Below are 23,279 nucleotides of genomic sequence, written 5' to 3' on the forward strand. Positions count from 1 at the left end.
GTCCTCCCGTGCCACGTCCGCTCAGCAGCCGAGCTCGTACCAGGGGTTGTAGATGACCTGCCGGCCGTCGAAGGAGGCGAACCGCCCCCGCGCGGTGAGCGTGCGACCGGGCTCGATGCCCGGGATGCGGCGCCGGCCCAGCCAGACCAGCGTCACCGAACCCGAGCCGTCGAACAGCTCGGCCTCGAGCGTGGGCACCGTCTCGCGGGGGGTGTAGACGACGGACTTCAGCCGGCCGGTGACCGTGACCACCGCGCCCTTGCGGCACGAGCTCACCGACTCGCAGCCCGCGGTGGCCGTCCCGGCCCGCAGCTCCTGGGCGTCGATGGTCTGGTCGTCGGCGGTCAGGCGCTGGAGGGTGCGCGACCACCAGCCCGCCGGTCGGGTCTCCGTCACCGTGCCAGCGTAGTTCGGTCGCGGCGGGAGGGGTCGCACTGCGGGTGTGTCACCTGGGTCGCACCGCTCAGGCCGGGCTCGCGCCGCCGTCACCGGCCGGCGGCCGCGGCTGCCGGGCCGCCTGCTGGGCCGCCTGCCGGGCCGCCTGCTGGGCTGCCTGCTGGGCCGCCTGCTGGGCCGCGAGCTGGGCCGCCGCCGCCGGGGGGAGGGCCAGTTCGAGGGGCTCGCGCACCGGCATGGGCTCGGACCCGCGGACGACGACGATCCCCCGGAACGCCGTCTCCAGGGCCACCGCCTCGGCCGTTGCCTGGGCGTCCGCCGCCGGCGATCCGCTGAGCAGGCCGCGGAGGAACCAGCGCGGTCCGTCGACCCCGAGGAAGCGGGCCGGCCGCCGCACCGGCTGCTGCGCCGGCTGCCCCGGCTGGGCCGGCGGTGCGGCGAGGACGGTGCCGACCAGCTCGATGCCGAACGGGCCCTCGACCTCGCGCAGCGATGCGCCCTGGCCCGACGCGCTGCGAGCCAGCTCCGCGCGGACGTCGTCCCAGATGCCGGCCATGCGGGGGGCGGCGAAAGCCGCCACCTGCAGCAGCGAACCACCGTGCCGGAGCGTCGCGCCGATGACCTTCTGCTGCGGGTTGAGCTCCACCCGCAGGTCCATGCCCGGCAGCGCGGGGAGGCGGATGGCCCCCAGGTCGATGCGGGTCACCCCGTCGTCGGGGGCGTCGGCCTCGTCCCAGGGGCCCGTGGTCGGCGGGACGTCCCGGAGCCGCTGCTGCGGCTCCGGTGGGACCCCCCGCTCGCGCAGGCTCCGATCGATGCGATTGCGCCGCCGTCCGAACGGCATGTCAGTTCCGCCCCTCGAGTGCTGGAGTGTCGGGAGATCCGGGTCCACCGCCGGTGTACCCACCGGTCGAGCCGTGGCCGGCCGCTCCCCGTTCGCTGGCGGGCAGCTCGCGCACGGGCACGAACCGGGCCCGGGTCACCGGCTGCACCACCAGCTGGGCGATCCGGTCCCCGCGGGACAGCCGCAGCGGCGTCACCGGGTCCAGGTTGATCAGGTTGACCTTGATCTCACCGCGGTAGCCGGCGTCGATGGTGCCCGGTGCGTTGACCATGCCGAGGCCGAGCCGGTGGGCCAGCCCCGACCGCGGGTGCACGAATCCGGCATGCCCCTCGGGGATCGCGACGGCGACCCCGGTGCCGACCAGCCGCCGCTCGAACGGGGCGAGCTCGACGTCCTCCGCGGCGGTCAGGTCCGCGCCCGCATCGCCGGCCAGCGCGTAGTGCGGCACAGCGGCGTCGGCGGCGGTCAGCAGGACGGGGACGTCCAGCTCGGCGGAGGGCTCGGGCACGACGGCGACCCTAGCCGCGGCCGGCGGGACGGTGCGCGGCGCAGTGGTCAGCGCGCGGACGGGTCGTCCCCGGCGCGCGGCCGGTCGCGCAGGTCGGCCAGGACACGGCGGGCCAGGGTCTCGGTCGCCCGCCGGTTGCCGCGCCCGGCGAGTGCGGCGCCGACGAGGAACGGGGCGGCGGACGGGACGGCGCCGGCGAGCCGGCGGGTCATCCGCCGGCGCAGGGCTCGCATGCCCGCCGTGCCGAGCAGGTTGCCCAGGCCGGCGCCACCGGGACCGGTCACGGCGCGCTGGGCGGACCAGCTGCCCAGGTAGGCCTGCGCCCGCGCGGCGGCGTCCCCGGGGGCCGGACGGCCGTGCAGCTCGTGCAGCTCCCCGATGAGCACCACCTCGACCGCGGCGGTGAGCACGGTCTCGGCGCCCAGTTCCAGGGGCACGGCGAGCAGGGACGGCGGGGCGAACCAGTGTGCCGCCGACAGGCCTCCGGTGGCCGCGCCGATGCCGGAGGTCATGCGGGCCGCGCGCTGGACCAGCGCCTCGGCGATCTCCTCGTCGGACGCGCCGGGAAGGGCCGCCCGGAGCCGGGCGCGGTCGCGGATGGGCAGCCGGGGCGCGGCCGCGGCCAGCAGGTCGCCGAGGATCGCGCCGGGGTTGCGGGCCTCACCGGCCGGGCGGCGGTCGTCGGTCCCGGCCGCCGTCCCGCCGGCCGGAGGTGCGCCGGTGAAGGCGCCGGCCACGGCGCCGGCGACCGCCCCGACCACGTTCCGCAGTCCACCGGCCGCCGAGCGTTCACCACCGCCGCCGGCGAGCCCGGCGACGGCGTCGGCGACGGCCCGGCCGGCGCGGGCCAGGGGGCTCTCGTCCGCCGGAACGGCGGTCGCGGGGGACACCACGGGCCGCGGCGGCGGGACGTCCCGCGGCGCGCCGGTGCGTGCCGGGTCCTCGGTCATCGGTCGCCCTCCTCGGTCAGCAGCCCGTCCTCGTCCCCGTGCCGGTCCCGCTCCCGGTCCGCCGAGGCTCCCGACGGCCCCTCAGCGGGGGCCTGCGTCAGGCCGCGCAGTCGCGGCAGAAGTTCTGGTCGCCACGGGTGGCAGCCAGCCGGCTGCGGTGCTGCACCAGGAAGCAGCGGGAGCAGGTGAACTCGTCCTCCTGCTTGGGCAGCACGCGGACGGTGAGCTCCTCGTTGGACAGGTCCGCGCCCGGGAGCTCGAGGTTCTCGTTGAAGTCGGTCTCGTCGACGTCGACCGACGCGGACTGGGCCTCGGCCCGCCGCGCCTTGAGCTCCTCGAGCGAGTCCTCGCCGAGCTCGTCGGTCTCGTTGCGGCGCGGGGCGTCGTAGTCGGTGGCCATGGGGTGTGCCCCTCCTCCGGGGTTCTCGCGGGCATCGTGCCCGCTCGTCTGACGCGGCGCCGGGTGTGCGCCGTCGTCCTGGCCGGCCGCCGATGGGCGACCGGTGGGTCGGGGTGGGCGCAGGCCAACTGCCAGAACGCCCTTGTCCACGTCACCGGTCCCCCTCGCGGAAGTACCGGCAGCCCACCAACGCCGTCCGGCCCCGGTTTGTGCCCGCCTCCGGAGAGGTGACACATGACGCGGGGGAACGGCCGAGGCGGGTCGCGGAGCGCCAGAGGTTACCCTGCCGCCGTGCCGACTCCCCCGGGTGCCGATCCAGCCGTCGTCGGGCCGTACCTGGCCTCCGTCCTGGGCGACGAACGATGGCGCTCGATCACCGTGGAGCTCATCGCGGCGGGCATGTCGAACCTCACCTACGTGGTGACGCCGGAGGGCGGCGGGGCCGACGACGCGGTGATCCTCCGGCGGCCGCCGACGGGCGCCGTGCTGGCCACCGCGCACGACATGGCGCGCGAGCACCGGGTCATCTCCGCGCTGGTCCCCACCCCGGTCCCCGTGCCCCGCACGCTGCACCTCTGCACCGACCCCACGGTGCTCGGCGCGCCCTTCTACGTGATGGAGCGGGTGATCGGCGTGCACGTCGCCCGGGAGCTGCCCGCGGGGTACGCCGACTCCCCCGACCAGCGGCGCGCCATCGGGAACGCCCTCGTCGACACCCTCGGTGACCTGCACTCGGTCGACCCGGCCGCGGTGGGCCTGGCGGACTTCGGCCGCCCCCAGGGCTTCGCCGCCCGCCAGGTGCGCCGCTGGACCACGCAGTGGGAGGCCACCCGCGACCGCGACCGCCCCGGCCTGGACGCGCTGGCGGCCCGGCTGGCCGAGACCGTGCCCACGACCGACCGCGCCGGCATCACGCACGGCGACTACCGCCTGGACAACTGCCTGCTCGACCCGGCGGCGCCCGGGCGGATCGCGGCGGTGCTCGACTGGGAGATGTCCACGCTGGGCGACCCGCTCACCGACCTCGGGATGATGCTCGTCTACTGGCCGCAGGCCGGCGAGAACCGTCCGTCGTCGCAGAGCCCGGTCACGGCGCTCCCCGGGTTCCCGACCCGCCTGGAGATCGCCGACCGGTACGCCGCCCGCACCGGTACCGACCTGTCCGAGCTGAACTGGTACGTCGCCTTCGGCTTCTTCAAGTTCGCCGCGATCATCGCCGGCATCCTGGCCCGCTCGGCCGCGGGCGCGATGGCGGGCAAGGACACCAGCGGGTACGCCGACCGGATCGACCCGTGCGTCGAGCTGGGACGCGCCGCGCTGGACGACGGTGCGATCTAGCGACCGCCGACGGCCCTAAACTCGGGCCGACCGCCGCCCCCACCAGGACGTCGGCGCCGCCCGGGTGGTCGGTGCCCCGCCTGCCGGATCCTCGCCGAGGAGCATTCCCGTGACCGAGCGCACCGCCCGTCCTCCGGTGCGCCCGCGCAGTGGCCGCCGCCCCCTGCCGCCGTTGATCTTCCTGCTCGTGCTGGCGGTCGCCGCCGGCGCCGTCTGGTGGAACGTCGTCGAGCAGGACCGTGAGCAGCGCGCGGCCGAGGCCGCGGCGTGCGAGGTCGCCGAGGAGGCGCCGCCGTCGCTGGACCCGGCCAGCGTCACGGTCCGGGTGCTCAACGCGACCGACCAGGGCGGGCTCGCCCAGACCGTCGCCGGCGACCTCCAGGCGCGCGGGTTCGCCGTCACCGAGGTGGCCAACGACCCGAGCAGCCGCGAGGTCGACGGCGTCGGCGAGATCCGGCACGGGCCGCGGGGCACCGACCCGGCCCGCTTCCTGGGCGTCTACCTCCCCGGCGCCGGGACCTACCAGGACACCCGCGCCACCGCGGTGGTCGACGTGGTGCTCGGGCCCGAGTTCGTCTTCCCCGACAGCCTGGCCTCCCCCGAGGCGGTCACCAGCGCCCTCACCGTCTCCGAGGAGGAGGTCGCCGAGGCCTGCTGAGGCCGCAAGCCGGCTCAGCGGTGCAGCTCGGCCACCAGGGCCAGGAACGCCGCCGCCACGGAGGGCGCGGCGGCGATCACCATCGGCTCGCCGACCGGGGTCCCGGGCAGCCCGGTGACGACGGCCCCGGCCTCGGCGGCCACCAGCGCCCCGGCCGCACGGTCCCACGGGTTGAGGTGCAGCTCGTAGTAGGCGTCGACCTGGCCGGAGGCGACCCGGCACAGGTCCAGGGCCGCGCTGCCCAGCCGCCGGATGTCCCGCACCCGGGGCAGCAGCTCGGCCACGACGGCGCCCTGGGCCCGGCGCTGCTCCACCCCGTACCCGAAGCCGGTGGCCACCAGCGTCTGCTCCAGCGACGGCGGGCGGTTGGCGGCCAGCCGGCGCGCCGGGCGTCCCGGCGCCGCCAGCCAGGCCCCGCCGCCGGCCGTGGCGGTGAACAGCTCGCCGGTGGCGACGTCGGCCACCACGCCGGCCCGCACCTCGCCGTCGACCTCCGCGGCGATGGACACCGCGTAGGCGGGGACGCCGTAGAGGAAGTTCACGGTGCCGTCGATCGGGTCGACGATCCAGCGGACCCCGCTCGTGCCCTCACGGTCGGCGCCCTCCTCCCCCAGCACGCCGTCGTCCGGGCGGGCGGCCAGCAGGCGCGCGACGATCAGCTCCTCGCTGGCCGAGTCGACCGCCGTCACGACGTCGACCGGGCTGGACTTGGTGTCCACGTGCTCGGCCGCGGTGTCCCTGCCCCGGCTCACCAGGGCGGCCGCCTCACGTGCGACGACGACCGCCAGGTCGAGCAGTTCGGCCGGCTCGGCGACGCGGGCGGCGTCCGCCCGAAAGGGTGTCATGACCGCGATCCTGCCGCAGGCCTGACCGCTCGGGTCGACGTGCTCACTAACCTGTCCGGGTGCATGGCTTCGGGGTGGACATCGGCGGTAGCGGCATCAAGGGATGCCTGGTCGACCTGGACGAGGGCCGGCTGGTCGGTGAACGGCTGCGGATCGAGACGCCGCAGCCGTCGCTGCCCGAGCCGGTCTACGGCGTCGTGGCGGAGATCGTCGGCTCCTTCGGCTGGGACGGGCGCGTGGGCGTCACCTTCCCCGGCGTGATGAAGAGCGGCGTCGCCCACACGGCCGCCAACGTCGACAAGAGCTGGATCGGCACCGACGTCGACGCGGGCCTCTCGCGGCTCGTCCCCGGCTCGGTCGAGACCCTGAACGACGCCGACGCCGCCGGGCTGGCCGAGATGCGCTACGGGGCCGGGCGCGACCGGCGCGGGGTGGTGCTGATGCTCACGTTCGGCACCGGCATCGGCAGCGCCCTGTTCGTCGACGGGCAACTGGTGCCGAACACCGAGTTCGGGCACATCCAGGTCGACGGCGAGGACGGCGAACGGCGGGCGTCGGCGGCCGCGCGGGAACGCGAGGAGCTCAGCTACCCGGAGTGGGCTCGGCGGGTGGACCGCTACCTCGACGTGCTCGAGGCGGGCCTGTGGCCGGACCTGATCATCGTGGGCGGCGGGGTGAGCAAGAAGGCGCACAAGTGGGTGCCGCTGCTGTCGACCCGCACCCCCGTGGTGCCCGCCGAGCTGCAGAACGACGCCGGCATCGTCGGCGCCGCGCTCGCGGCCACAGAGCACCTGGAACCCTGAGCGTGCCCCCGCCCGGCGGGGCCGCTCCTCACCCGCCGGGGCCATGCCGCCCGCCTCGTCGGAGCGAGACGGCCGGATGCGAGCCGATGGTTTCGCTCCGCGACGTCGTTACAATGGTGGAGCCCCAGCCCGTTGCCCTTCAGCCGGGAGGGATCCCCAGCCCGGATCGCGGTCAAACACCGCGCCGGTCCGTCGGGTCCTCACCCCCTCCAGAGCGCAGGCCGGCGCCGCTGCCCGCGGACCACACGGTCCCCCGGGGAACGAACCCAGTACGGGAAGGAACCTGAGTGCCCGCCGATCAGCCAGCACCGGAAGCAGCCGCAGCGAGCACCACCCCGCGCGCCAGGAGCGCCGCGGCCGGTACCCGTGCAAGCGCCACCAAGTCGGCCGCCGAGCCGACGGCCGCCCGGAAGAGGGCACCGGCCAAGACCGCCGGTGGGAAGAGCCCGGCCAAGGGCCGCGCCAAGCCGGCGATCACCCCCTCGACGAACGCCGGCGAGGGCACCGTGCTGACCGCGGTCGCCACCGACGGCTCCACCGTCGCCGTCGTCGACGCCGGATCCGAGGGCCTCAAGCTCGACGAGACGGTCGTGACCGGCAAGGACGGCGTCGAGGTCGCCGCCGCCGAGGACGAGGCCACCGCCGAGGGCGGTACCGACTTCGAGTGGGACGACGAGGAGGAGTCCGAGGCGCTGCGGCAGGCCCGCAAGGACGCCGAGCTCACCGCGTCGGCCGACTCCGTCCGCGCCTATCTCAAGCAGATCGGCAAGGTCGCCCTCCTCAACGCCGAGGAGGAGGTCGACCTCGCCAAGCGCATCGAGGCCGGTCTCTACGGCGCCGAGCGCCTCCGCCAGGTCGAGGAGGAGGGCCAGAAGATCTCGCCGCAGATGCGCCGGGACCTCAACTGGATCGTCCGCGACGGCGAGCGCGCCAAGAACCACCTGCTGGAGGCCAACCTCCGCCTGGTGGTCTCCCTCGCCAAGCGCTACACCGGCCGCGGCATGGCGTTCCTGGACCTGATCCAGGAGGGCAACCTGGGCCTGATCCGTGCGGTCGAGAAGTTCGACTACACCAAGGGCTACAAGTTCTCCACGTACGCGACCTGGTGGATCCGGCAGGCGATCACCCGCGCGATGGCCGACCAGGCCCGCACCATCCGCATCCCGGTGCACATGGTCGAGGTCATCAACAAGCTCGGCCGCATCCAGCGCGAGCTGCTCCAGGACCTGGGCCGCGAGCCCACCCCGGAGGAGCTGGCCAAGGAGATGGACATCACCCCGGACAAGGTGCTGGAGATCCAGCAGTACGCCCGGGAGCCGATCAGCCTCGACCAGACCATCGGCGACGAGGGCGACAGCCAGCTCGGTGACTTCATCGAGGACTCGGAAGCCGTGGTGGCGGTCGACGCGGTGAGCTTCACGCTCATGCAGGACCAGCTGACCAGCGTGCTGCAGACCCTCTCCGAGCGGGAGGCGGGCGTCGTCCGGCTGCGCTTCGGCCTCACCGACGGTCAGCCGCGCACCCTGGACGAGATCGGCCAGGTCTACGGGGTCACCCGTGAGCGGATCCGCCAGATCGAGTCGAAGACCATGTCCAAGCTGCGCCACCCCAGCCGCTCCCAGGTCCTGCGCGACTACCTGGACTGAGCGAGGCGGCACGAGGGGCCCGGACCGCGCGAGCGGTCCGGGCCCCTCGTCGTGTCCTGGCCGGTGCGGGCCCGCGCGGCGCCGGTGCGCCGTGATGCGTCCGGGCCCCGCCATGACCGCGTGCAGAACCGCTCCCGTGCGCATCCGTGCGATCCGGCCACTGGGCCGGGTGGGCAGTCGTGGTCGTCCGGACCGGCGAGCCCGTGCGTGCCGGCGGGCGCACCTGCTCACTCGCCCAGGTCACGGTTCCGTCGCGGACGTCACTCGGAGGGGCGGGCACCGGTGTACGCCGACACCTGTCGGGTAGACGGCGTAGCGTGGTGCCCGTCAGAACAGCAGCGGACCCACGGTCGGCCCGGTCAACCACCGGTCCGGCAGATCACCACCAGCACGTGCACCACCAGTTCCACTCCAGTGATGTCCTCTGCTGAACCCGCTCCACCCAAGCCCGGCGTGTTACGGACTCATCTCTTTCGGCGAGTCCGTGGTGATCCGGGTGGGATCGGGAATCCGAGGGGCCATCCTGGCGCTGTGCAGGAGGCCGATCCGCAGCCGCGGGTCCGTGCGGTAGAGAGCGAGTGATGACCCAGATGACCCAGACGCTGACGACGACCCCCGCCGCCGACGACCTGGTCGTGCCCTTCCACTGCGACCGCTGTGGCGCCCTGGCCAAGGTTCGTGTCGTGCTCGCCAGTGGCAGCGACCTCGTGTTCTGCGGGCACCACGCCCGGGAGTACGAGGGGAAGCTCCGCGACATCGCCGTCGACATCATCGACACAGAGGGCGAGCAGCACGTAACCGCGTGAGAGAGGCGCTATCGTCGCGCCCGCGATGACCGCCTCACCCGACGACGCCGCCGCGTCCGACGCCCCGCCTCGTGCAGGCGTCGGACCGGCGGCTCCGTCGTCTCCGGGGACCCCCGGTCGGCGGCGACCGGAGGAACCCCCCATGTCCCAGAAGTCCCCTGCGCCCGACGAGACGGTGCGCATGCGTCCCGACAGCGCCGGTGAGCGACCGCCGCTCTCGGCCGCGGTGCCGGCGTTCGGGACCGAGCCCGATGACACCCGGCCGGTCGGCCGGGAGTGGATGCGCGGTGGCCACGAGGCGCCGCCGGTCCCCGAGTCCGCCCCGTCGACGGCGGAGCAGCCGGCCACCGCGGCCGACGAGCCGCAGGGCGACGAACCGCAGGGCCACGAACCGCAGGGCCACGAACCGCAGGGCCACGAACCGCAGGCCGACGAGGCCACCACCGGAGCGACCGGCGGCACCGAGCGGATCGACCTCTCGGCCGGTACGCCCGGGGACACCGCCGCCGACGACGGAACGCAGCGGACCGCCGTCATCCCGCCCATGACCGGTGACGGGCCGGCCGGCGACGGCCCCACCGGCCCGCCGCCGGCGGACGGCCCCCCTGCGGACGGGCGCCGCGGCCCGTGGTGGCGTCGCCCCGCCACGCTCGTGCCCGTAGGCCTGCTCGCGGTCCTGGGCCTGGCCTACGGCGCGGACCTCGCACTCGCCTCCGGCGAGGTGCCGCGGAACACCGTGGTCGCCGGCGTCGAGGTCGGCGGGCTCACTCCTGCCCGAGCGGCCGCGGAGCTGGAGGAGCAGCTCGCCCCCCGGATCGCCGCCGACCACGTCGTCTCCGCCGCTGACGTGACGGCGACCCTCTCCCCCGCCGCCGCCGGCGTCACCCTCGACGTCGACCGCACCGTGGACGCCGCCGCGGAGCGGCCGCTCAACCCGTGGACGCGCCTGGTCACGCTCTTCTCCGACCGCGAGGTGGAGGCGGTCATCACCGGCGAGGAGACCGCGCTGGCGGCGCAGATCGAGGGCATCGCGGCGCAGGTCGACCGCGCTCCGCAGGACGCGACCATCGCGATCGAGGGCGCCACGCCCTCGGTGGTCGAGCCCGCGGACGGCCGCGCCCTGGACCGGGAGGGCGCCGCCGAGGCGATCACCGAGGCCCTGGCCTCCGGCGGCGACCCGAACACACCCATCGAACTGCCGGTCGAGGTCACCCCCGTCGACGTCGACACCGAGGAGGCGGAGCGGGTCCTGGAGGAGACGGTGACCCCCGCGCTCTCGGCCCCGGTGGGCATCGTCAGCCAGGACGGCACCACCTCCGCCGAGGTGCCCGTGGAGGCGATCGCCGCCGCACTGACCTTCACCCCGGAGGAGGACGGCGAGCTGACCGTCGGCCTGGACCCGGAAGCGCTCCAGACGGCCCTCGGCGACCGACTGAACGTCTTCGGCACCCCTGCGCAGGACGCCGACTTCGACGTCTCCGGCGGATCGGTGCGCATCGTCCCCTCGGCCGACGGCACGGGCATCGCGCCGGCGCAGCTGGCCGAGCAGCTGCTGCCCGTCCTCGAGGAGGAGGCGCCGCGGACGGTGACCGCGGAGCTCGGTCCCGTGCCGGCGGAGTTCACCACCGCGGAGGCCGAGGCGCTCGGCATCCGCGAGGAGATCTCGAGCTTCACCACCAGGATCGGCAACCCCGCCAGCGGCACGAACATCCGGGTGGTGGCGGAGGACGTCGACGGCGCGCTGATCATGCCGGGCGAGACGTTCAGCCTCAACGGGTTCACCGGCCCCCGCGGCGTGGCCCAGGGCTACGTGGAGGCCGGCGTCATCAACAACGGCGAGTTCACCACCGCCGTCGGCGGCGGCATCAGCCAGTTCGCCACGACCATGTTCAACGCGGTGTTCTTCGCCGGCCTCGAGGACGTCTTCCACAAGCCGCACAGCTACTACATCAGCCGCTACCCGGCCGGCCGCGAGGCGACGGTCTACTACGACTCCATCGACCTGAAGTGGCGCAACGACGGCGACACCGGGGTCTACGTCGACACCGCCTGGACGCCGGCGTCGATCACGGTCACCTTCTACGGGACCAAGCGCTACGAGATCCAGTCGATCAGCAGCGACCGGTACAACATCCGCGAGCCGGTCGTCCAGGAGAAGCCGGACAGCCCCACCTGCGAGCCGCAGGCGGGAACGACCGGGTTCGACATCACGGTGACGCGCGTCTTCCGCGACCTGTCCACCGGCGAGGAGCTGGACCGGGAGAACTTCCAGACCCGCTACGCCGCGGAGCCGAGGATCGTCTGCGTTCCGGCCGAGCCCGCACCGGCCGGACCGGAGGGCACCGCGCCCAGCGGAGCCCCGACCCCGGGCGGCCGCCGCCCGGCCCGGCCACGGGCGGCCTGACCCCGTCCGCGACCGCGCCGGTACCGCCGTCCGGGTAGGCACCCCACCGTCCATCCCGCCCTCGACGTGCACACTGTCCTGGTGAGCGCCGTCCTGCCCAGCGGCCCGCCCACCCGGGCCGGCACGGAGCAGGCGACGATCTCCGGGCCGGCCGCATCCGGGGCCACCCGGGCCGACGTCCCCGCCCCGTCCCGGCTACGCCGGTGGCCGGCACCGGTGCGGGTGCCCCTGCAGGTCCTCGGCCGCACCCTCGCCAAGGCGTGGCAGGACCGCATTCTCGGGCTGTCGGCCGAGGCGGCGTTCTGGCAGATCCTGTCGGTGCCACCGCTGCTCATCGGGCTGCTGGGCTCGCTGGGCTACCTGGGGTCCCTCATCGGCGGGGACGCGGTCCTCCAGATCGAGGAGCAACTGCTCGACGCCTCCGCCCAGGTGCTCACCGCCGACGTCGTCGACGGCCTGGTGCGCCCGACGCTGGCCGACATCCTCGGCTCGGGCCGCCTCGAGCTCGTCAGCGTCGGCTTCCTGCTGTCGTTGTGGGCCGGGTCGTCGGCCACCGCGACCTTCATGAACACCATCGTCATCGCCTACGACCAGCGCGACGTCCGCGGTCCCATCCGGACCCGGCTCAAGGCGCTCTGGCTGTTCGTGGTCGGGCTCTTCCTGGCGGTGCTCACCCTCCCGCTGCTGGTGCTCGGCCGCGACGTGCTGGTCGGGCTCGTGCCGCCGGACTGGCGGAGCACCACGGACACGCTCATCAACGCCGTCTACTGGCCGATCGTGGTCATCGGCCTGCTGCTCGGGCTCACCAGCTTCTTCCACGTCGTGCTCCCGCACCGCCTGCCGTGGCGACGGCACCTGCCGGGCGCGTTCCTGAGCATGGGCTTCTTCCTGGTGGCCGCGATCCTGCTGCGCGAGTACATCGGCAGCTTCCTGACCAGCGCCCTGCCCTACGGAGCGCTGGCCGCCCCGATCGGCGCACTGCTGTTCTGCTTCTTCTTCGGCATGGCGGTGCTGCTGGGCGCCGAGCTCAACGCCACGATCCAGTCGCGGTGGCCGGCGCCGCTGAGCCGGCACGACCGCCGGGCACGCGCACGGCGCCAGGCGAAGCTGGACTCCGAGGCCCGCCGGCTCGGCCTGAGATGAGCCGCGACGACACCGTCGTCCTCCGGACGACACCGCAGCCCCACTCGGGAGGACCGAGCGACTACTCCTTGCGGAGCTGCTCGTAGACCTCCTTGCAGGCCGGGCACACCGGGCTGCCGGGCTTGGGGGTCTTCGTCACCGGGAAGACCTCACCGCAGAGCGCCTCCACGAGCGTGCCCATGACCGCGCTCTCCGCGATCTTGTTCTTCCGGACGTAGTGGAAGACCTCGTTGGCGTTGCCGGTGTCGGATTCGCGGACGTCCGGCCGCTCGAGGATGTCGCTGCTGCTCATGGCGGGCTCCCTGCTCGACGGTCGAGTCGTGCGGTGGCCGCGCGGCAGGGGCGCCGCGGTGCTCCCGCACCCGGTGACCATGATGACAGGGTGCACCCCGCCACCACCCCTCCCCGCCCGGTCCTGTCCCCCGAGGTCTCCGCGGCCCTGGCCGCCGGCCGTCCCGTCGTCGCCCTCGAGAGCACGCTCCTGGCCCACGGTCTCCCCCGCCCGGACAACCGCGCCGCCGCCGACGACGTCGAGGCCGCCGTGCGGGCCGGCGGAGCGATCCCGGCCACGATCGCCGTGCTCGACGGGGTGCCGCACGTCGGCCTCACCCCCGAGCAGGTGGACCGTGTCTGCGCCGACCCGGACCTGGCCAAGCTCGGCGTCCGCGATCTGCCGGTGGCCGCCGCACTGGGCCTGAGCGGCGCCACGACCGTGTCGAGCACCGCCCTGCTGGCCGAGGCGGCCGGGGTGAGCGTCTTCGCGACCGGCGGGCTCGGCGGGGTGCACCGCGAGTCAGCCGAGACCTTCGACGAGTCCGCCGACCTCACGGCGCTCGCGCGCACCTCGCTGGTGGTGGTCTGCGCGGGCGTGAAGTCGATCCTCGACGTCCCGGCGACGCTCGAGCGCCTGGAATCGCTGTCGGTCACGGTCGTCGGGTACCGCACCACGACGTTCCCCGGCTTCTACGTGGCGGACTCCGGCTCGACGCTGGACTGGGCGGTCGAGGACGCCGAGCAGGCCGCGGCGGTCTTCGCCGCGCGTCGGGGGCTCACCCCGGGCGCCGTGGTGGTGGCCAACCCGCTGCCGGCCGACGAGCAGCTGGACACCGAGCTGCACGACCGGGTGATCGCCGATGCGCTGGCGGCGGCCGCCGCGGCCGGGGTCCGGGGCAAGGCGGTCACCCCGTTCGTCCTTGACCACCTGCACCGGGCGAGCGCCGGCGCGACCCTGGCGGTCAACGTGCGGCTGGTGCTGCGCAACGCCGAGCTGGCCGGCCGGATCGCCGCGGCGCTGGCCACCCGCGCGGGCTGAGCCGGCCGTGGCCATCCCGGTCGTCGTCGTCGGCGACGTCGCCACCGACGTGGTGGTCATGCCCTCGGGCGCGCCCGCCCCGGGCTCGGACCGGCCGGCGGCGATCCGCAGCCGGGGCGGCGGCGCCGGGGCCAACGTCGCGTTCCACCTCGCCCGGCTGGGGGCTCCGACACTGCTGGCCGGCTGCATCGGCGACGACGCCGCCGGAGCCGGGCTGGCCGCCGAGCTCACGGCGGCCGGTGTGGAGCTGCGGCTGCGCGTGGTCCCGGGGACGGCGACCGGCACGATCGTCAGCCTGGTCGAGCCGGACGGGCAGCGCAGCATGCTGGCCGACCGCGGCGCGAACCTGGCGCTGCGCCCCGCCGACGTGCCCGCACCTGCCGCGGGTGGTCACCTGCACCTGTCCGGCTACACGTTGCTGGACCCGGGCCCGCGCGAGGCCGGCCTCGCCGCCCTCGCTGCAGCGCGCGCGGCCGGCTGCACCGTCTCGGTCGACCCCGCCTCGATCGGCCCGCTGGGCGCCTACGGCGTGGACCGGTGGCTGGCGGACACCGCGGCCGCCACGATGGTGCTCCCCAACGCGGACGAGGCGCGGCTGCTCACCGGCTGCGCCGATCCGACCGACGCCGCGCGGGCGCTGGCGGGCCGGCACGCCGCCGTGGCGGTGACCCTCGGGCCGGACGGCGCGCTGTGGGCCGCGGGCGAGCGGCTGGTGCACCGGCCGGCTCGACCTGCGGCCGTCGTGGACACGACCGGCGCCGGGGACGCCTTCACCGCCGGCCTGCTCGCGGTGTGGCTCGACGACCCGCAGGGCGACCCCGCCGTCGCGCTGGGCGCGGGGCTGGCGCGGGCCGCCGACGTGGTGGAACGGGCCGGCGCCCGCTAGGCGTCAGACGTCGATGATCCGTGTCTTCCGCGCCGGGTTCTCGAGGATCCGGTCCGGCCGGGGTGGGGTGTAGCGATTGGGGTCGAGCCGCTTCTTCGGCGGCCGGTCGTTCGCCATCAGCACCGCGACCCAGGGCAGGACCGTGCCGAGGAACGCGAGGATGACCATCAGCCAGACCGTCTGGTAGAAGACGGCGGCGAGCACCAGCGCCACCCCGCGGACGGCCATGGTGATGGCGTAGCGCCGCTTCCGGGCGGCGTGCTGATCGGCGCGGCTGGGCTCGGCCTCGGTGATGAGCACCGGCTCGGGCCTGCGCGACCGGGGGAACTGCTGGCTCGAGGCCACGGGCACTCTTCCCTCCGACGGCCGGTGCCCCTGCGGTGGATCACCCCGCCGGGTTCCGGACCACCCCCATGGTGCCACCGGTGACGACCCGGTGGCGGCGTCTCCGGTTCAGCCGGCCGGCGCCTGCTTCGCCGCCTTGGCGGCCTGCTTCTGCTCCTGCTTGAACGCCCGTACCTGGGCCAGTGATTCCGGGCCGGTGATGTCGGCGACCGAGCGCCGCGAACCCTCGGTGCCGTAGTCACCGGCGGCCTCCCGCCAGCCCGGCGGGGTGACGCCGTACTGCTTGCCGAGCAGGGCCAGGAAGATCGCCGACTTCTGCGCTCCGAAGCCGGGCAGGCCGTTCAGCCGCTTCAGCAGGGTGGCGCCGTCCGGGGCGTCGGCCCAGAGCCGCTCGGTCCGCCCGTCGTAGTGCTCCACCAGGGCCCGGCACACCTCCTGCGCGCGGCCGGCCATCGATCCCGGGTAGCGGTGCAGCGCGGGCGGCCCTTGGAAGAGGCGGACCAGCTCCTCCGGGTCCATGGCGGCCAGCTGCCCGGCCGAGAGGGTCGCCACGCCGAGCCGGTCGGCGAGCAGCCGGGGCGCGCCGAACGCCCGTTCCATCGGGAACTGCTGGTCCAGCAGCATGCCGATCAGGAGGGCGAGCGGATCACGGCCGAGCAGGTCGTCGGCGGCGGGGTCCTGGGCGATGTGGACGGTGGGCACGCCGGAGATCGTGCCTCATCCCCGTCCCCGGTCAGCCACCCGGAGACGTCGCAGCGGCGACGGAGTCCGAGAGGGTACGAGCGGACGACGGCGGTGCCCGGGACGCCCACCACCAGACCGCCGGGCCTACGCCGACCACCGCCCGAACCCCACCGGCCGGCCGAACCGGCCAGCGACCCACCACCGTTCCAGCCCCGGAGGAACACACCCGGCACACCCGCCCACCGCACACGCGGAGTCGCCGATCCCCCCGTCCGTCTTCGTCGTCGACGGCCACCGCGACTGCGAGCACGACCGCTGCCACCCATGTCGCGACCGCCGCCACGGTGACGACTGCCCGCCTCGCCCGCCTCCCGTCAGCCTCCGTCGTCGGGCTGCCGGACGCGGCATCCCGCCGGTCCGGGACCTCACGCGGTCCGGCCCCCGACCACCGCAGTGGTCGGGGGCCGGCCGTAGGCGCGGGACCCGGGTCGATCAGCGCCGGACGTCGATGGTGACCGTCGCGGTGCTGCTCACCGGGGCCCCGAAGCTGTCGACCATCGACAGCGTGCACGCGAAGGTCGCCGTCCCGACCGTGGTCGGCCGCGCCCGCAGCTGGACGTTCGCGTGCTGCCCTGCCGGGTAATCGCGATTGCCGACCTGCCGGGCTGCTCCCGGAGCCAGCTCCAGCGTCATCGGGGCGGATCCCGCTGTCTGCTGGCAGCCGTACGAGAACGAGCTGCCGAGCAGCCTGCCCGTGCCCTCGTTGCCGAACTGGGCCACCAGCTGGACGGTCTGCTTGACGTTCGCGCGGACGGTCGGCCCGTGGTTGAAGCGCTGGTACAGCTTCGTCGTCGTGGGCGGCGGGGTGACGACCACGTCGAAGGTGACCGGGGTGGCGTCGTTCCCGGCGGCGTCCTCGGCGGTGCACGTCACCTCGGTGGTGCCGATGGGGAACTGCGATCCCGACGGCGGCGTGCACACCGGAGTCACCGCACCGTCACGGGTGTCACCGGCCTCCGGCGTCGGATAGGTCACCCGAGCGCCGTCGACACCGGTCGAGGTGGCCGCGACGTCGTCCTGGCCGGCGATCCGCGGTGGGAGCACGTCGGCGGGGCGAGGTGCCAGCTCCGCCGGGTCGACGATGCCCCAGTACGCCGGAGCCGCCTGCAGGTCGTCGTCGAAGGGAAGCGGCGTCTCCCACGGCCGGGCGGCCGGCCAGGTGCGCAGCCAGCTGCGGGCGTTGCTGATGCCCCAGAAGGTCACCGCCTCGATGGACCCGGAGTGCCGGCGCAGCATCTCGAAGAGGTCGCGGTAGTAGTAGCCGACCTCGGTGGCCGCCTCACCCGCTGCCATGGCCGGGGAGTGCTGCGGCGTCGTGCCGTTGCTGACGTCGGCTCCGTGGTTCTCCTTGGAGTTGCTGACGTCGAGCTCGGTGATGGCCTGCAGCAGCGTCGGGTCGAGCTCCTCCACGGCGGACAGGCTGGCCTCGAGCCACTCCACCGGCCGGGCGAAGTCCACGTGCGCCTGGTGGCCCACGCCGTCGATCGGGACGCCCCGGTCCAGCAGCGCACCGATCAGCGAGAGGTAGTCGTCGCGCTTGCCGGGCATCTCGGTGTTGTAGTCGTTGATGAAGAGCTCGGCCTCGGGGAAGTACTCGTCGGCCAGACGGAAGGCGTGGTCGACGAACGACTCGCCGAGCACCTGGAACCAGCGACTGTCGCGCATGTCGTGCGGATTGGCGTTGTCACCGTCGGCGATGACCTCGTTGACGACGTCCCAGGCCCAGATGGGGCTGCTGCCGTCCGGGAACCGGGCGTCGATGTGCTCGTCGATCGCCCTGATGTGCGTCTCCATGCGCGCGAGCAGCAGCGCCTGGTCCTCCGGGCTGCTGGTCAGCGGCGTGCCGTCCGTGTCCGTGAAGAACCAGTCGGGGGTCTGCGAGTGCCACGCGAGCACGTGGCCGTAGACCTCGATGTCGTTCGCGACGGCGAGGTCGAGCAACGCGTCCAGGTCGCCGAAGGTGAAGGTCCCCTCGGTGGGCTGGATCTCGGCCGGCTTGGCGTCGTTCTCCGGCGTGATGGAGTTGAAGTGCTTCTCGACCAGAGCCGAGGGACGGCCCACGGTCTCGCGCTGGTCGATGGCGACCCCGACGTACTCGAAGCCCTGTGCGCCGAGGACGTCCTCGAGGGCCGGGATGTCCTGGATCGGGGTCTCCACGACGCCGGTGAGGGAGAAGTCGTCGATGAGGAAGTCGACGTCCGCATCGCCCTCGACGTAGAGCTGCGCCTCGTCGATGGGGGCGCCCAGCGTGTACGTGCCCGTGAGCCGGGTCCATGCGCCGGCGCTCACCACGGCACTGGCGCCCGCGACGTTGTCGTAGTTCGTGGTGGTGCCGCGGTTCCGCTGGATGGAGACGTTGAGCGACGCCGGCTCCTCGCCCGGCGCCAGCGTGGCCCAGACCGAGACGGCGACGGTCTCACCGACCGCCAGCCCGCGGGTGACGTCGATGCTCGGACCCTGCCAGGACTGCAACCGGTCGGTGGTCAGCAGGCTGTTGCTCCCGCCGTGCGCGGCGGAGTCCGTCACGGCGACCTCGGCGTCGCCGCGCGGGACCCAGCCCTGCAGACCGGCCTCGAAGTCCGTGGTGATGTCCTCGCGGCTGCCCGGCTCCGTCGGTGCGGCCGCCTCACCGATGATCGTGACGTCGTCGACGAAGAAGCTCTGGGTCGGGTCGGGGCTCTCCAGGTACAGCTCGAGGGAACTGTTGGCGGTGGCGTGCTCGTAGGTGCCGCCGACCTTCGTCCAGGAGCTGTCGCTGACCGGGACCTGCCATGCGACGGTGTCGTACGCCGTGCTGCCGCCGACCGGCGTGCGCGCCACGCTCAGGGTCACCAGGTCGGTGCCGGAGCCCTGCGGCAGGCGGACCCACGACTCGACGGCGTAGGTGCCGGCCGGCATGATCTGCCGGCCGTCGAGGCCCGGTCCCTCCCAGTTCTGCGTTCGTCCGGTGACCGCCAGGCTCTGCGCACCCGTGCGGGCCACGTCCCCGGTGGCGGCGAGCTGCGCACCGCCGCGGCCGAACCAACCATCGGTCCCGCCCTCGAACGAGGTCTGGTGGACGGTGGACGGAGCGGCCACCGCGGTGGGGGCGGCCAGCAGGCCGACTCCCGCGGTCATGGCGAGAGCGAGTGCCCCCGCGGCCAGACGACGTCGTCTCATGTGGGTCCCCTCGAGAGGATCGCGGAGCGGCTCTGCTCCGGAGGTCCCGGTCGGCGTTCGAAATCGTTATCGACGACCAGGCGATGAGAGTGGACGACATGGAGCAGCCGGCCGTCAACGGTTTCGGGGTGTTTCGAAAACCCCTCTGCCATGCCAGGCGCCGGCGTCATCCGCCGCGCACTCCGCCTGGACCGTGAGACGTGGCTCTCTCGAACGCGTGCCCATGCCGGGCAGTCGGCGGACGAGGACCTGTCCGACGAGGCCGACACCTGATGGTCCGCGGCGCCGCCACGCAGCGTGCCCTGGCCCCTCGACGGCGAGGCCGATGTCGTCGCAGTGGACACCACCTGGGGCGAGGTCCAGCGCCTGGAGCCTTCCCCCGGGGTCCGCACCGTCGGCGAACTGGAACTGATCGAGCTGGTCGGCCAGGGAGCCGCGCTCATCGACTGCCGCACGGCCGGGCCCTTCGGAGGCCGCACCATCCCCGGCTCGGTGCTCCTCCCCCACGACCAGGTGCTCGAGCGACGCGGCGGGCTGGACCCCGGGCGGCTGTCGATCCTGTTCTGCGACGGACCGCAGTGTCCGCAGTCCCCTGACGCCATCCGGCAGCTCCTGGAGGCGGGCTACCCGGCAGATGCCCTGGCCTACCACCGCGGAGGCGCGCACGACCGGGTGACGCTGGCGATGCCCACGCACGCACGCGAGGACCGAGATCACCGGACGGTCGGCGGTCGGAGCCGCCTCAGCCCGGGTTCCCGCTGCTTCGTCGACGCACGTACCGGTCCAGCAGCATGCCGATCAGGAGGGCGAGCGGGTCGCGGCCGAGCAGGTCGTCGGCGGCGGGGTCGTGGGCGACGTGGACGGTCGGCACGCGCAGAATCCCTCCCGATGCACCGGCCGCGACGGTCAGCCGGCGCGTGGCCGCGGTCGGAACGGCGCGGGTGACGCCGCCCACGGCAGCCGCCCGGTGGAGACGGTCGTCCGACGGATCGGCTCCGCCGTCGCGGCTCGAGCTCGCTCGGGGACCGTCCCCGGCATCGGGGACGCCCCACGTCGCTGGAGCACGGCACCACCGGAGACCGGGGTTCACCGCCGCACCGGTTGCCGGGTCAGGGCGCTACCTCGTCGACGAGGTCCTCCGCGGCCGTGCGCTTGCGCCGCACCAGCACCTCGCCGCCCGCCCAGAGCGCCAGGAGGGCTGCGGCGATGAGCCCGATCAGGAGCCAGGGCGAATCGGGCCACTCGATGACCGACTGCACGTGGCGGTGCAGGAAACCGATGAGGAGCGCCCCCCACCAGGCGATCTGCGACACGAGCAACGAGAACGACAGCCGGAACAGGACGGCGGCCGGCACGTCGCGGCCCTGCTCGTAGCCCCGGACCTTGTCGTGGAGGGCGCGCAGCAGTAAGCCGTTGAGCCCGATGAGGGCGACGAAGAAGATCTTGACCGCCATCAGGTTGTCGACCTCGCCCTTGAGCAGGAGCAGCGGGATCCCGGTGGCCACCATGACCCCCCACCCCGCCCAGATGAACTTCTCCGTCACGCTGCTCACGCGCACGACCTGCGGGAAGCGGACCCTGTCCCGGATCCACAGCAGGCCGTAGAGGTCCGTCACCAGGACCGCGCCGAATCCCAGGACCAGGCCACCGAGGTGGAGGAAGAGCAGGACGAAGAACGGCGTCGTTTCCATCGCACCTCGATCGGGTCGTCGGAGGATCAGGCCATCACCTGCTGTGGCCTGCCGCCGGCGTGACGGCGTGACCGCACCGCCCCTACCCCGGACCCCCGCCGCGGATGCCACCGGAGAACACCCCCACCACATCTGCGGCGGGGGGCGAAGTGCACCCGCTCGGAGAGGCCCTCGCCGGCATCGGGACGGGATGACGTGGACCATGCCCCGCTCGCGGCCGGAGGCAGCGCCCACGGGGCTGCCCGGCGGCGGTGACCAGGCCGCCGCCGAAGAGCGGTTCTGACCCCGCGCCGCCGCGCCCGGTCGGCGACCGGCGCTGCACCCACGCGATGACCGCCGGGCCCAGTGATGGACCTGGGGCGACGAGCGCCTCCGCCACGGGCGCAGGGGACGATCGTCGCCACACCCCTCCCGTAGCGTGGAGCCATGAGCCACGCCCATCCCGAGCTCCGTCAACCACCGCCGCTCCCCGACGGGGGCCTGCGGGTGGTCGCGCTCGGCGGTCTCGGGGAGATCGGCCGGAACATGACCGTCCTCGAGCACGCGGGAAAGCTGCTCGTCGTCGACTGCGGAGTGCTCTTCCCCGAGGAGCACCAGCCCGGGATCGACGTCATCCTCCCCGACTTCACCTCGATCCGGGACCGGCTCGACGACATCGAGGCGCTGGTGCTCACCCACGGGCACGAGGACCACATCGGCGCCGTCCCGTACCTGCTGCGCGAGCGTCCCGACATCCCGGTGGTCGGCTCGCGGCTGACCTTGGCCTTCATCGAGGCCAAGCTGAAGGAGCACCGGATCCGGCCGGTCACCCGTCAGGTGAGCGAGGGCGACCGGAGCACGTTCGGCCCCTTCGACTGCGAGTTCATCGCGGTCAACCACTCCATCCCGGACAGCCTCGCCGTGGCGATCCGCACCGGCGCCGGGCTGGTGCTGCACACCGGCGACTTCAAGATGGACCAGTTCCCCCTGGACCGGCGGATCACCGACCTGCGCGCCTTCGCCCGCCTCGGCGAGGAGGGCGTGGACCTCTTCCTCACCGACTCCACCAACGCCGACGTCCCGGGCTTCACGACGTCCGAGGCGGAGCTCACCCCGGCGATCGAGACGGTCTTCCGCACCTCGCCGAAGCGGGTGATCGTGTCGAGCTTCGCCAGCCACGTGCACCGCATCCAGCAGGTGCTCGACGCCGCGCACGCGCACGGCCGCAAGGTCGCCTTCGTCGGCCGGTCCATGGTCCGCAACATGGGCATCGCCGGCGATCTCGGCTACCTCACCGTGCCGCCCGGCCTGCTGGTCGACATGAAGCAGCTCGAGAAGCTGCCGCCCGACCAGGTCTGCCTGATCTGCACCGGCTCCCAGGGTGAACCGATGGCGGCGCTGTCGCGGATGGCCAACCGCGACCACGTCATCCGCATCACCGAGGGCGACACCGTGCTGCTGGCCAGCTCGCTGATCCCCGGCAACGAGAACGCCGTCTACCGGATCATCAACGAGCTGACCCGGTGGGGCGCGAACGTCGTCCACAAGGGCAACGCCAAGGTGCACGTCTCCGGGCACGCCAGCGCCGGCGAGCTCGCCTACGTCTACAACGTGGTGCGGCCGCGCAACGTCATGCCGGTGCACGGCGAGTGGCGGCACCTCAAGGCCAACGCCGCCATCGCGTTGCGCACCGGGGTCCACCCGCGGGGAGTGGTCATCGCCGAGGACGGCGTCGTCGTCGACCTGCTGGACGGCAAGGTGCGCATCACCGGCAAGGTGCCCGCCGGCAACGTCTACGTCGACGGCACCGCGGTCGGCGGCGCCACCGAGGCGCACCTGCGCGACCGGCGCACCCTGGCCCAGGAGGGCGTCATCACCGTCGTGGCGATCGTCGACGCCGACACCGGCCGGCTGGCCGAGGCGCCCGACTTCCTGGCTCGCGGGTTCGTGCACGACGAGACGACGTTCGACGAGGTCGTGCCGCTGATCGAGAAGGCACTGGCGAAGGCGGCCGAGGAAGGGGTGGGCGGGGCGGTGCAGCTCGAGCAGCTCATCGCTCGTGCCGTGGCCCGCTGGGTGGACAGGTCCCACCGGCGCAGCCCCATGGTCATCCCGATCGTCATCGACGCCTGAGCCGCGGGTCCGCGTCGATGTAGAGCGGAGCTGCACCCGGCCCCTCGTATCCTTGGCGGCCGCCCGGCTCGGTCGACCAGGTTCGCGTGGCAGCCCGCTCGGGCACTCCCCCACCGACCGACCCCACCGTCGACCGGTGAGCGGCGCTGCCGCCGCAGCTCCTCGCCGTCAGCGACGCCGGCGCGACCTCGGAAGGATCTCCCACGTACCGCTCCGCGTCGGCATCGCACCCCGCTCCGCCTGCTCACGCATCGGCCGGCCCGCGCAGCCCGGGCGGGTTCTACGGCTG

At 74.0% G+C, this 23,279-nt stretch carries 22 protein-coding genes and 1 pseudogene; 11 read left to right on the forward strand and 12 right to left on the reverse strand.

Annotated elements, in window-relative coordinates; genetic code table 11:
- Positions 1-21 precede the first annotated feature (21 nt).
- From ABDB74_RS13095 to ABDB74_RS13115, 5 genes are all read right to left on the reverse strand, one after another.
- Positions 22-396 (reverse strand): OB-fold nucleic acid binding domain-containing protein, encoded by a 375-nt coding sequence (locus tag ABDB74_RS13095; RefSeq protein ID WP_346619053.1) that lies wholly within the window; start codon positions 394-396, stop codon positions 22-24.
- 67 nt (positions 397-463) lie between these two features.
- Positions 464-1,240, reverse strand: a complete 777-nt coding sequence (locus tag ABDB74_RS13100) for a DUF3710 domain-containing protein (RefSeq protein WP_346619054.1) — start codon at positions 1,238-1,240, stop codon at positions 464-466.
- 1 nt (position 1,241) lies between these two features.
- Positions 1,242-1,748 carry a dUTP diphosphatase gene (gene dut / locus ABDB74_RS13105; protein ID WP_346619056.1) on the reverse strand — a complete coding sequence of 169 codons (507 nt, stop codon included), beginning with the start codon at positions 1,746-1,748 and terminating at the stop codon, positions 1,242-1,244.
- 47 nt (positions 1,749-1,795) lie between these two features.
- Positions 1,796-2,698 (reverse strand): hypothetical protein, encoded by a 903-nt coding sequence (locus tag ABDB74_RS13110; protein ID WP_346619057.1) that lies wholly within the window; start codon positions 2,696-2,698, stop codon positions 1,796-1,798.
- Positions 2,699-2,795: 97 nt separating this feature from the next.
- Positions 2,796-3,098, reverse strand: a complete 303-nt coding sequence (locus ABDB74_RS13115) for a DUF4193 domain-containing protein (protein ID WP_346619059.1) — start codon at positions 3,096-3,098, stop codon at positions 2,796-2,798.
- Between the two features lie 291 nt (positions 3,099-3,389).
- Between ABDB74_RS13115 and ABDB74_RS13120 the strand changes: the two genes are divergently transcribed.
- Both ABDB74_RS13120 and ABDB74_RS13125 read left to right on the forward strand, forming a co-directional pair.
- Positions 3,390-4,436, forward strand: a complete 1,047-nt coding sequence (locus tag ABDB74_RS13120) for a phosphotransferase family protein (protein WP_346619060.1) — start codon at positions 3,390-3,392, stop codon at positions 4,434-4,436.
- 109 nt (positions 4,437-4,545) lie between these two features.
- On the forward strand, positions 4,546-5,094 hold the full coding sequence (locus ABDB74_RS13125; RefSeq protein ID WP_346619061.1) for a LytR C-terminal domain-containing protein: 549 nt from the start codon (positions 4,546-4,548) through the stop codon (positions 5,092-5,094).
- Positions 5,095-5,108: 14 nt separating this feature from the next.
- Here ABDB74_RS13125 and ABDB74_RS13130 read toward each other — a convergent pair whose 3' ends face one another.
- Positions 5,109-5,939 (reverse strand): inositol monophosphatase family protein, encoded by an 831-nt coding sequence (locus tag ABDB74_RS13130; protein WP_346619062.1) that lies wholly within the window; start codon positions 5,937-5,939, stop codon positions 5,109-5,111.
- 59 nt (positions 5,940-5,998) lie between these two features.
- Between ABDB74_RS13130 and ppgK the strand changes: the two genes are divergently transcribed.
- From ppgK to ABDB74_RS13155, 5 genes are all read left to right on the forward strand, one after another.
- A complete protein-coding gene (ppgK, locus tag ABDB74_RS13135; protein ID WP_346619064.1) occupies positions 5,999-6,742 on the forward strand; it encodes a polyphosphate--glucose phosphotransferase in 744 nt (247 codons plus the stop codon).
- Positions 6,743-7,029: 287 nt separating this feature from the next.
- On the forward strand, positions 7,030-8,388 hold the full coding sequence (locus tag ABDB74_RS13140; RefSeq protein ID WP_346619065.1) for an RNA polymerase sigma factor: 1,359 nt from the start codon (positions 7,030-7,032) through the stop codon (positions 8,386-8,388).
- Positions 8,389-8,969: 581 nt separating this feature from the next.
- On the forward strand, positions 8,970-9,194 hold the full coding sequence (locus ABDB74_RS13145; protein ID WP_346619067.1) for a hypothetical protein: 225 nt from the start codon (positions 8,970-8,972) through the stop codon (positions 9,192-9,194).
- Positions 9,195-9,336: 142 nt separating this feature from the next.
- A complete protein-coding gene (locus tag ABDB74_RS13150; protein WP_346619069.1) occupies positions 9,337-11,598 on the forward strand; it encodes a VanW family protein in 2,262 nt (753 codons plus the stop codon).
- Positions 11,599-11,679: 81 nt separating this feature from the next.
- Positions 11,680-12,741, forward strand: a complete 1,062-nt coding sequence (locus ABDB74_RS13155; protein WP_346619070.1) for a YihY/virulence factor BrkB family protein — start codon at positions 11,680-11,682, stop codon at positions 12,739-12,741.
- A 61-nt stretch (positions 12,742-12,802) separates the two neighbouring features.
- Here the strand turns inward: ABDB74_RS13155 and ABDB74_RS13160 are convergent, their stop codons facing one another.
- Entirely contained in the window at positions 12,803-13,033 is a 231-nt protein-coding gene (locus ABDB74_RS13160) for a DUF3039 domain-containing protein (protein WP_346619071.1), read from the reverse strand.
- Between the two features lie 90 nt (positions 13,034-13,123).
- Here ABDB74_RS13160 and ABDB74_RS13165 point away from each other — a divergent pair, with 90 nt between their 5' ends.
- Together ABDB74_RS13165 and ABDB74_RS13170 are read left to right on the forward strand one after the other, a co-directional pair.
- Positions 13,124-14,053: a pseudouridine-5'-phosphate glycosidase gene (locus ABDB74_RS13165; RefSeq protein WP_346619072.1), complete on the forward strand. Its 930-nt coding sequence runs from the start codon at positions 13,124-13,126 to the stop codon at positions 14,051-14,053.
- Positions 14,054-14,060: 7 nt separating this feature from the next.
- Positions 14,061-14,939 (forward strand): PfkB family carbohydrate kinase, encoded by an 879-nt coding sequence (locus tag ABDB74_RS13170; protein WP_346619074.1) that lies wholly within the window; start codon positions 14,061-14,063, stop codon positions 14,937-14,939.
- A 3-nt stretch (positions 14,940-14,942) separates the two neighbouring features.
- On the opposite strand, the gene ABDB74_RS13175 is transcribed toward ABDB74_RS13170, so the two are convergent.
- The 3 genes from ABDB74_RS13175 to ABDB74_RS13185 all read right to left on the reverse strand — a co-directional run bounded on the left by ABDB74_RS13175 (position 14,943) and on the right by ABDB74_RS13185 (position 19,187).
- Entirely contained in the window at positions 14,943-15,284 is a 342-nt protein-coding gene (locus ABDB74_RS13175; RefSeq protein ID WP_346619075.1) for a DUF3099 domain-containing protein, read from the reverse strand.
- A gap of 108 nt (positions 15,285-15,392) precedes the next feature.
- Positions 15,393-15,986 (reverse strand): HhH-GPD-type base excision DNA repair protein, encoded by a 594-nt coding sequence (locus tag ABDB74_RS13180; protein WP_346619076.1) that lies wholly within the window; start codon positions 15,984-15,986, stop codon positions 15,393-15,395.
- A gap of 474 nt (positions 15,987-16,460) precedes the next feature.
- Positions 16,461-19,187: an endo-1,4-beta-xylanase gene (locus ABDB74_RS13185; protein ID WP_346619077.1), complete on the reverse strand. Its 2,727-nt coding sequence runs from the start codon at positions 19,185-19,187 to the stop codon at positions 16,461-16,463.
- A 336-nt stretch (positions 19,188-19,523) separates the two neighbouring features.
- On the opposite strand from ABDB74_RS13185, the pseudogene ABDB74_RS20725 reads away from it, so the two are divergent.
- A pseudogene (locus tag ABDB74_RS20725) lies at positions 19,524-19,832 on the forward strand (rhodanese-like domain-containing protein); the annotation flags it as partial.
- A gap of 97 nt (positions 19,833-19,929) precedes the next feature.
- On the opposite strand, the gene ABDB74_RS13190 reads toward ABDB74_RS20725, so the two are convergent.
- Complete coding sequence (locus ABDB74_RS13190; RefSeq protein ID WP_346619078.1) at positions 19,930-20,058, reverse strand: hypothetical protein; 129 nt, start codon at positions 20,056-20,058, stop codon at positions 19,930-19,932.
- Between the two features lie 238 nt (positions 20,059-20,296).
- Entirely contained in the window at positions 20,297-20,878 is a 582-nt protein-coding gene (locus ABDB74_RS13195) for a hypothetical protein (RefSeq protein ID WP_346619079.1), read from the reverse strand.
- A gap of 426 nt (positions 20,879-21,304) precedes the next feature.
- On the opposite strand from ABDB74_RS13195, the gene ABDB74_RS13200 reads away from it, so the two are divergent.
- Positions 21,305-22,990, forward strand: a complete 1,686-nt coding sequence (locus ABDB74_RS13200; protein ID WP_346619080.1) for a ribonuclease J — start codon at positions 21,305-21,307, stop codon at positions 22,988-22,990.
- The last annotated feature ends 289 nt before the right edge of the window (positions 22,991-23,279 follow it).

The organism is Blastococcus sp. HT6-4 (assembly GCF_039679125.1).
Lineage (GTDB): Bacteria > Actinomycetota > Actinomycetes > Mycobacteriales > Geodermatophilaceae > Blastococcus > Blastococcus montanus.

What these genes read in the sequence shown, in the direction of transcription:
- ABDB74_RS13100 (WP_346619054.1), bottom strand. Translation starts at nt 1,240, where the DNA reads ATGCCGTTCGGACGGCGGCGCAATCGCATCGATCGGAGCCTGCGCGAG.
- ABDB74_RS13110 (WP_346619057.1), bottom strand. Translation starts at nt 2,698, where the DNA reads ATGACCGAGGACCCGGCACGCACCGGCGCGCCGCGGGACGTCCCGCCG.
- ABDB74_RS13115 (WP_346619059.1), bottom strand. Translation starts at nt 3,098, where the DNA reads ATGGCCACCGACTACGACGCCCCGCGCCGCAACGAGACCGACGAGCTC.
- ABDB74_RS13130 (WP_346619062.1), bottom strand. Translation starts at nt 5,939, where the DNA reads ATGACACCCTTTCGGGCGGACGCCGCCCGCGTCGCCGAGCCGGCCGAA.
- ABDB74_RS13145 (WP_346619067.1), top strand. Translation starts at nt 8,970, where the DNA reads ATGACCCAGATGACCCAGACGCTGACGACGACCCCCGCCGCCGACGAC.
- ABDB74_RS13150 (WP_346619069.1), top strand. Translation starts at nt 9,337, where the DNA reads ATGTCCCAGAAGTCCCCTGCGCCCGACGAGACGGTGCGCATGCGTCCC.
- ABDB74_RS13160 (WP_346619071.1), bottom strand. Translation starts at nt 13,033, where the DNA reads ATGAGCAGCAGCGACATCCTCGAGCGGCCGGACGTCCGCGAATCCGAC.
- ABDB74_RS13185 (WP_346619077.1), bottom strand. Translation starts at nt 19,187, where the DNA reads ATGAGACGACGTCGTCTGGCCGCGGGGGCACTCGCTCTCGCCATGACC.
- ABDB74_RS13195 (WP_346619079.1), bottom strand. Translation starts at nt 20,878, where the DNA reads ATGGAAACGACGCCGTTCTTCGTCCTGCTCTTCCTCCACCTCGGTGGC.
- ABDB74_RS13200 (WP_346619080.1), top strand. Translation starts at nt 21,305, where the DNA reads ATGAGCCACGCCCATCCCGAGCTCCGTCAACCACCGCCGCTCCCCGAC.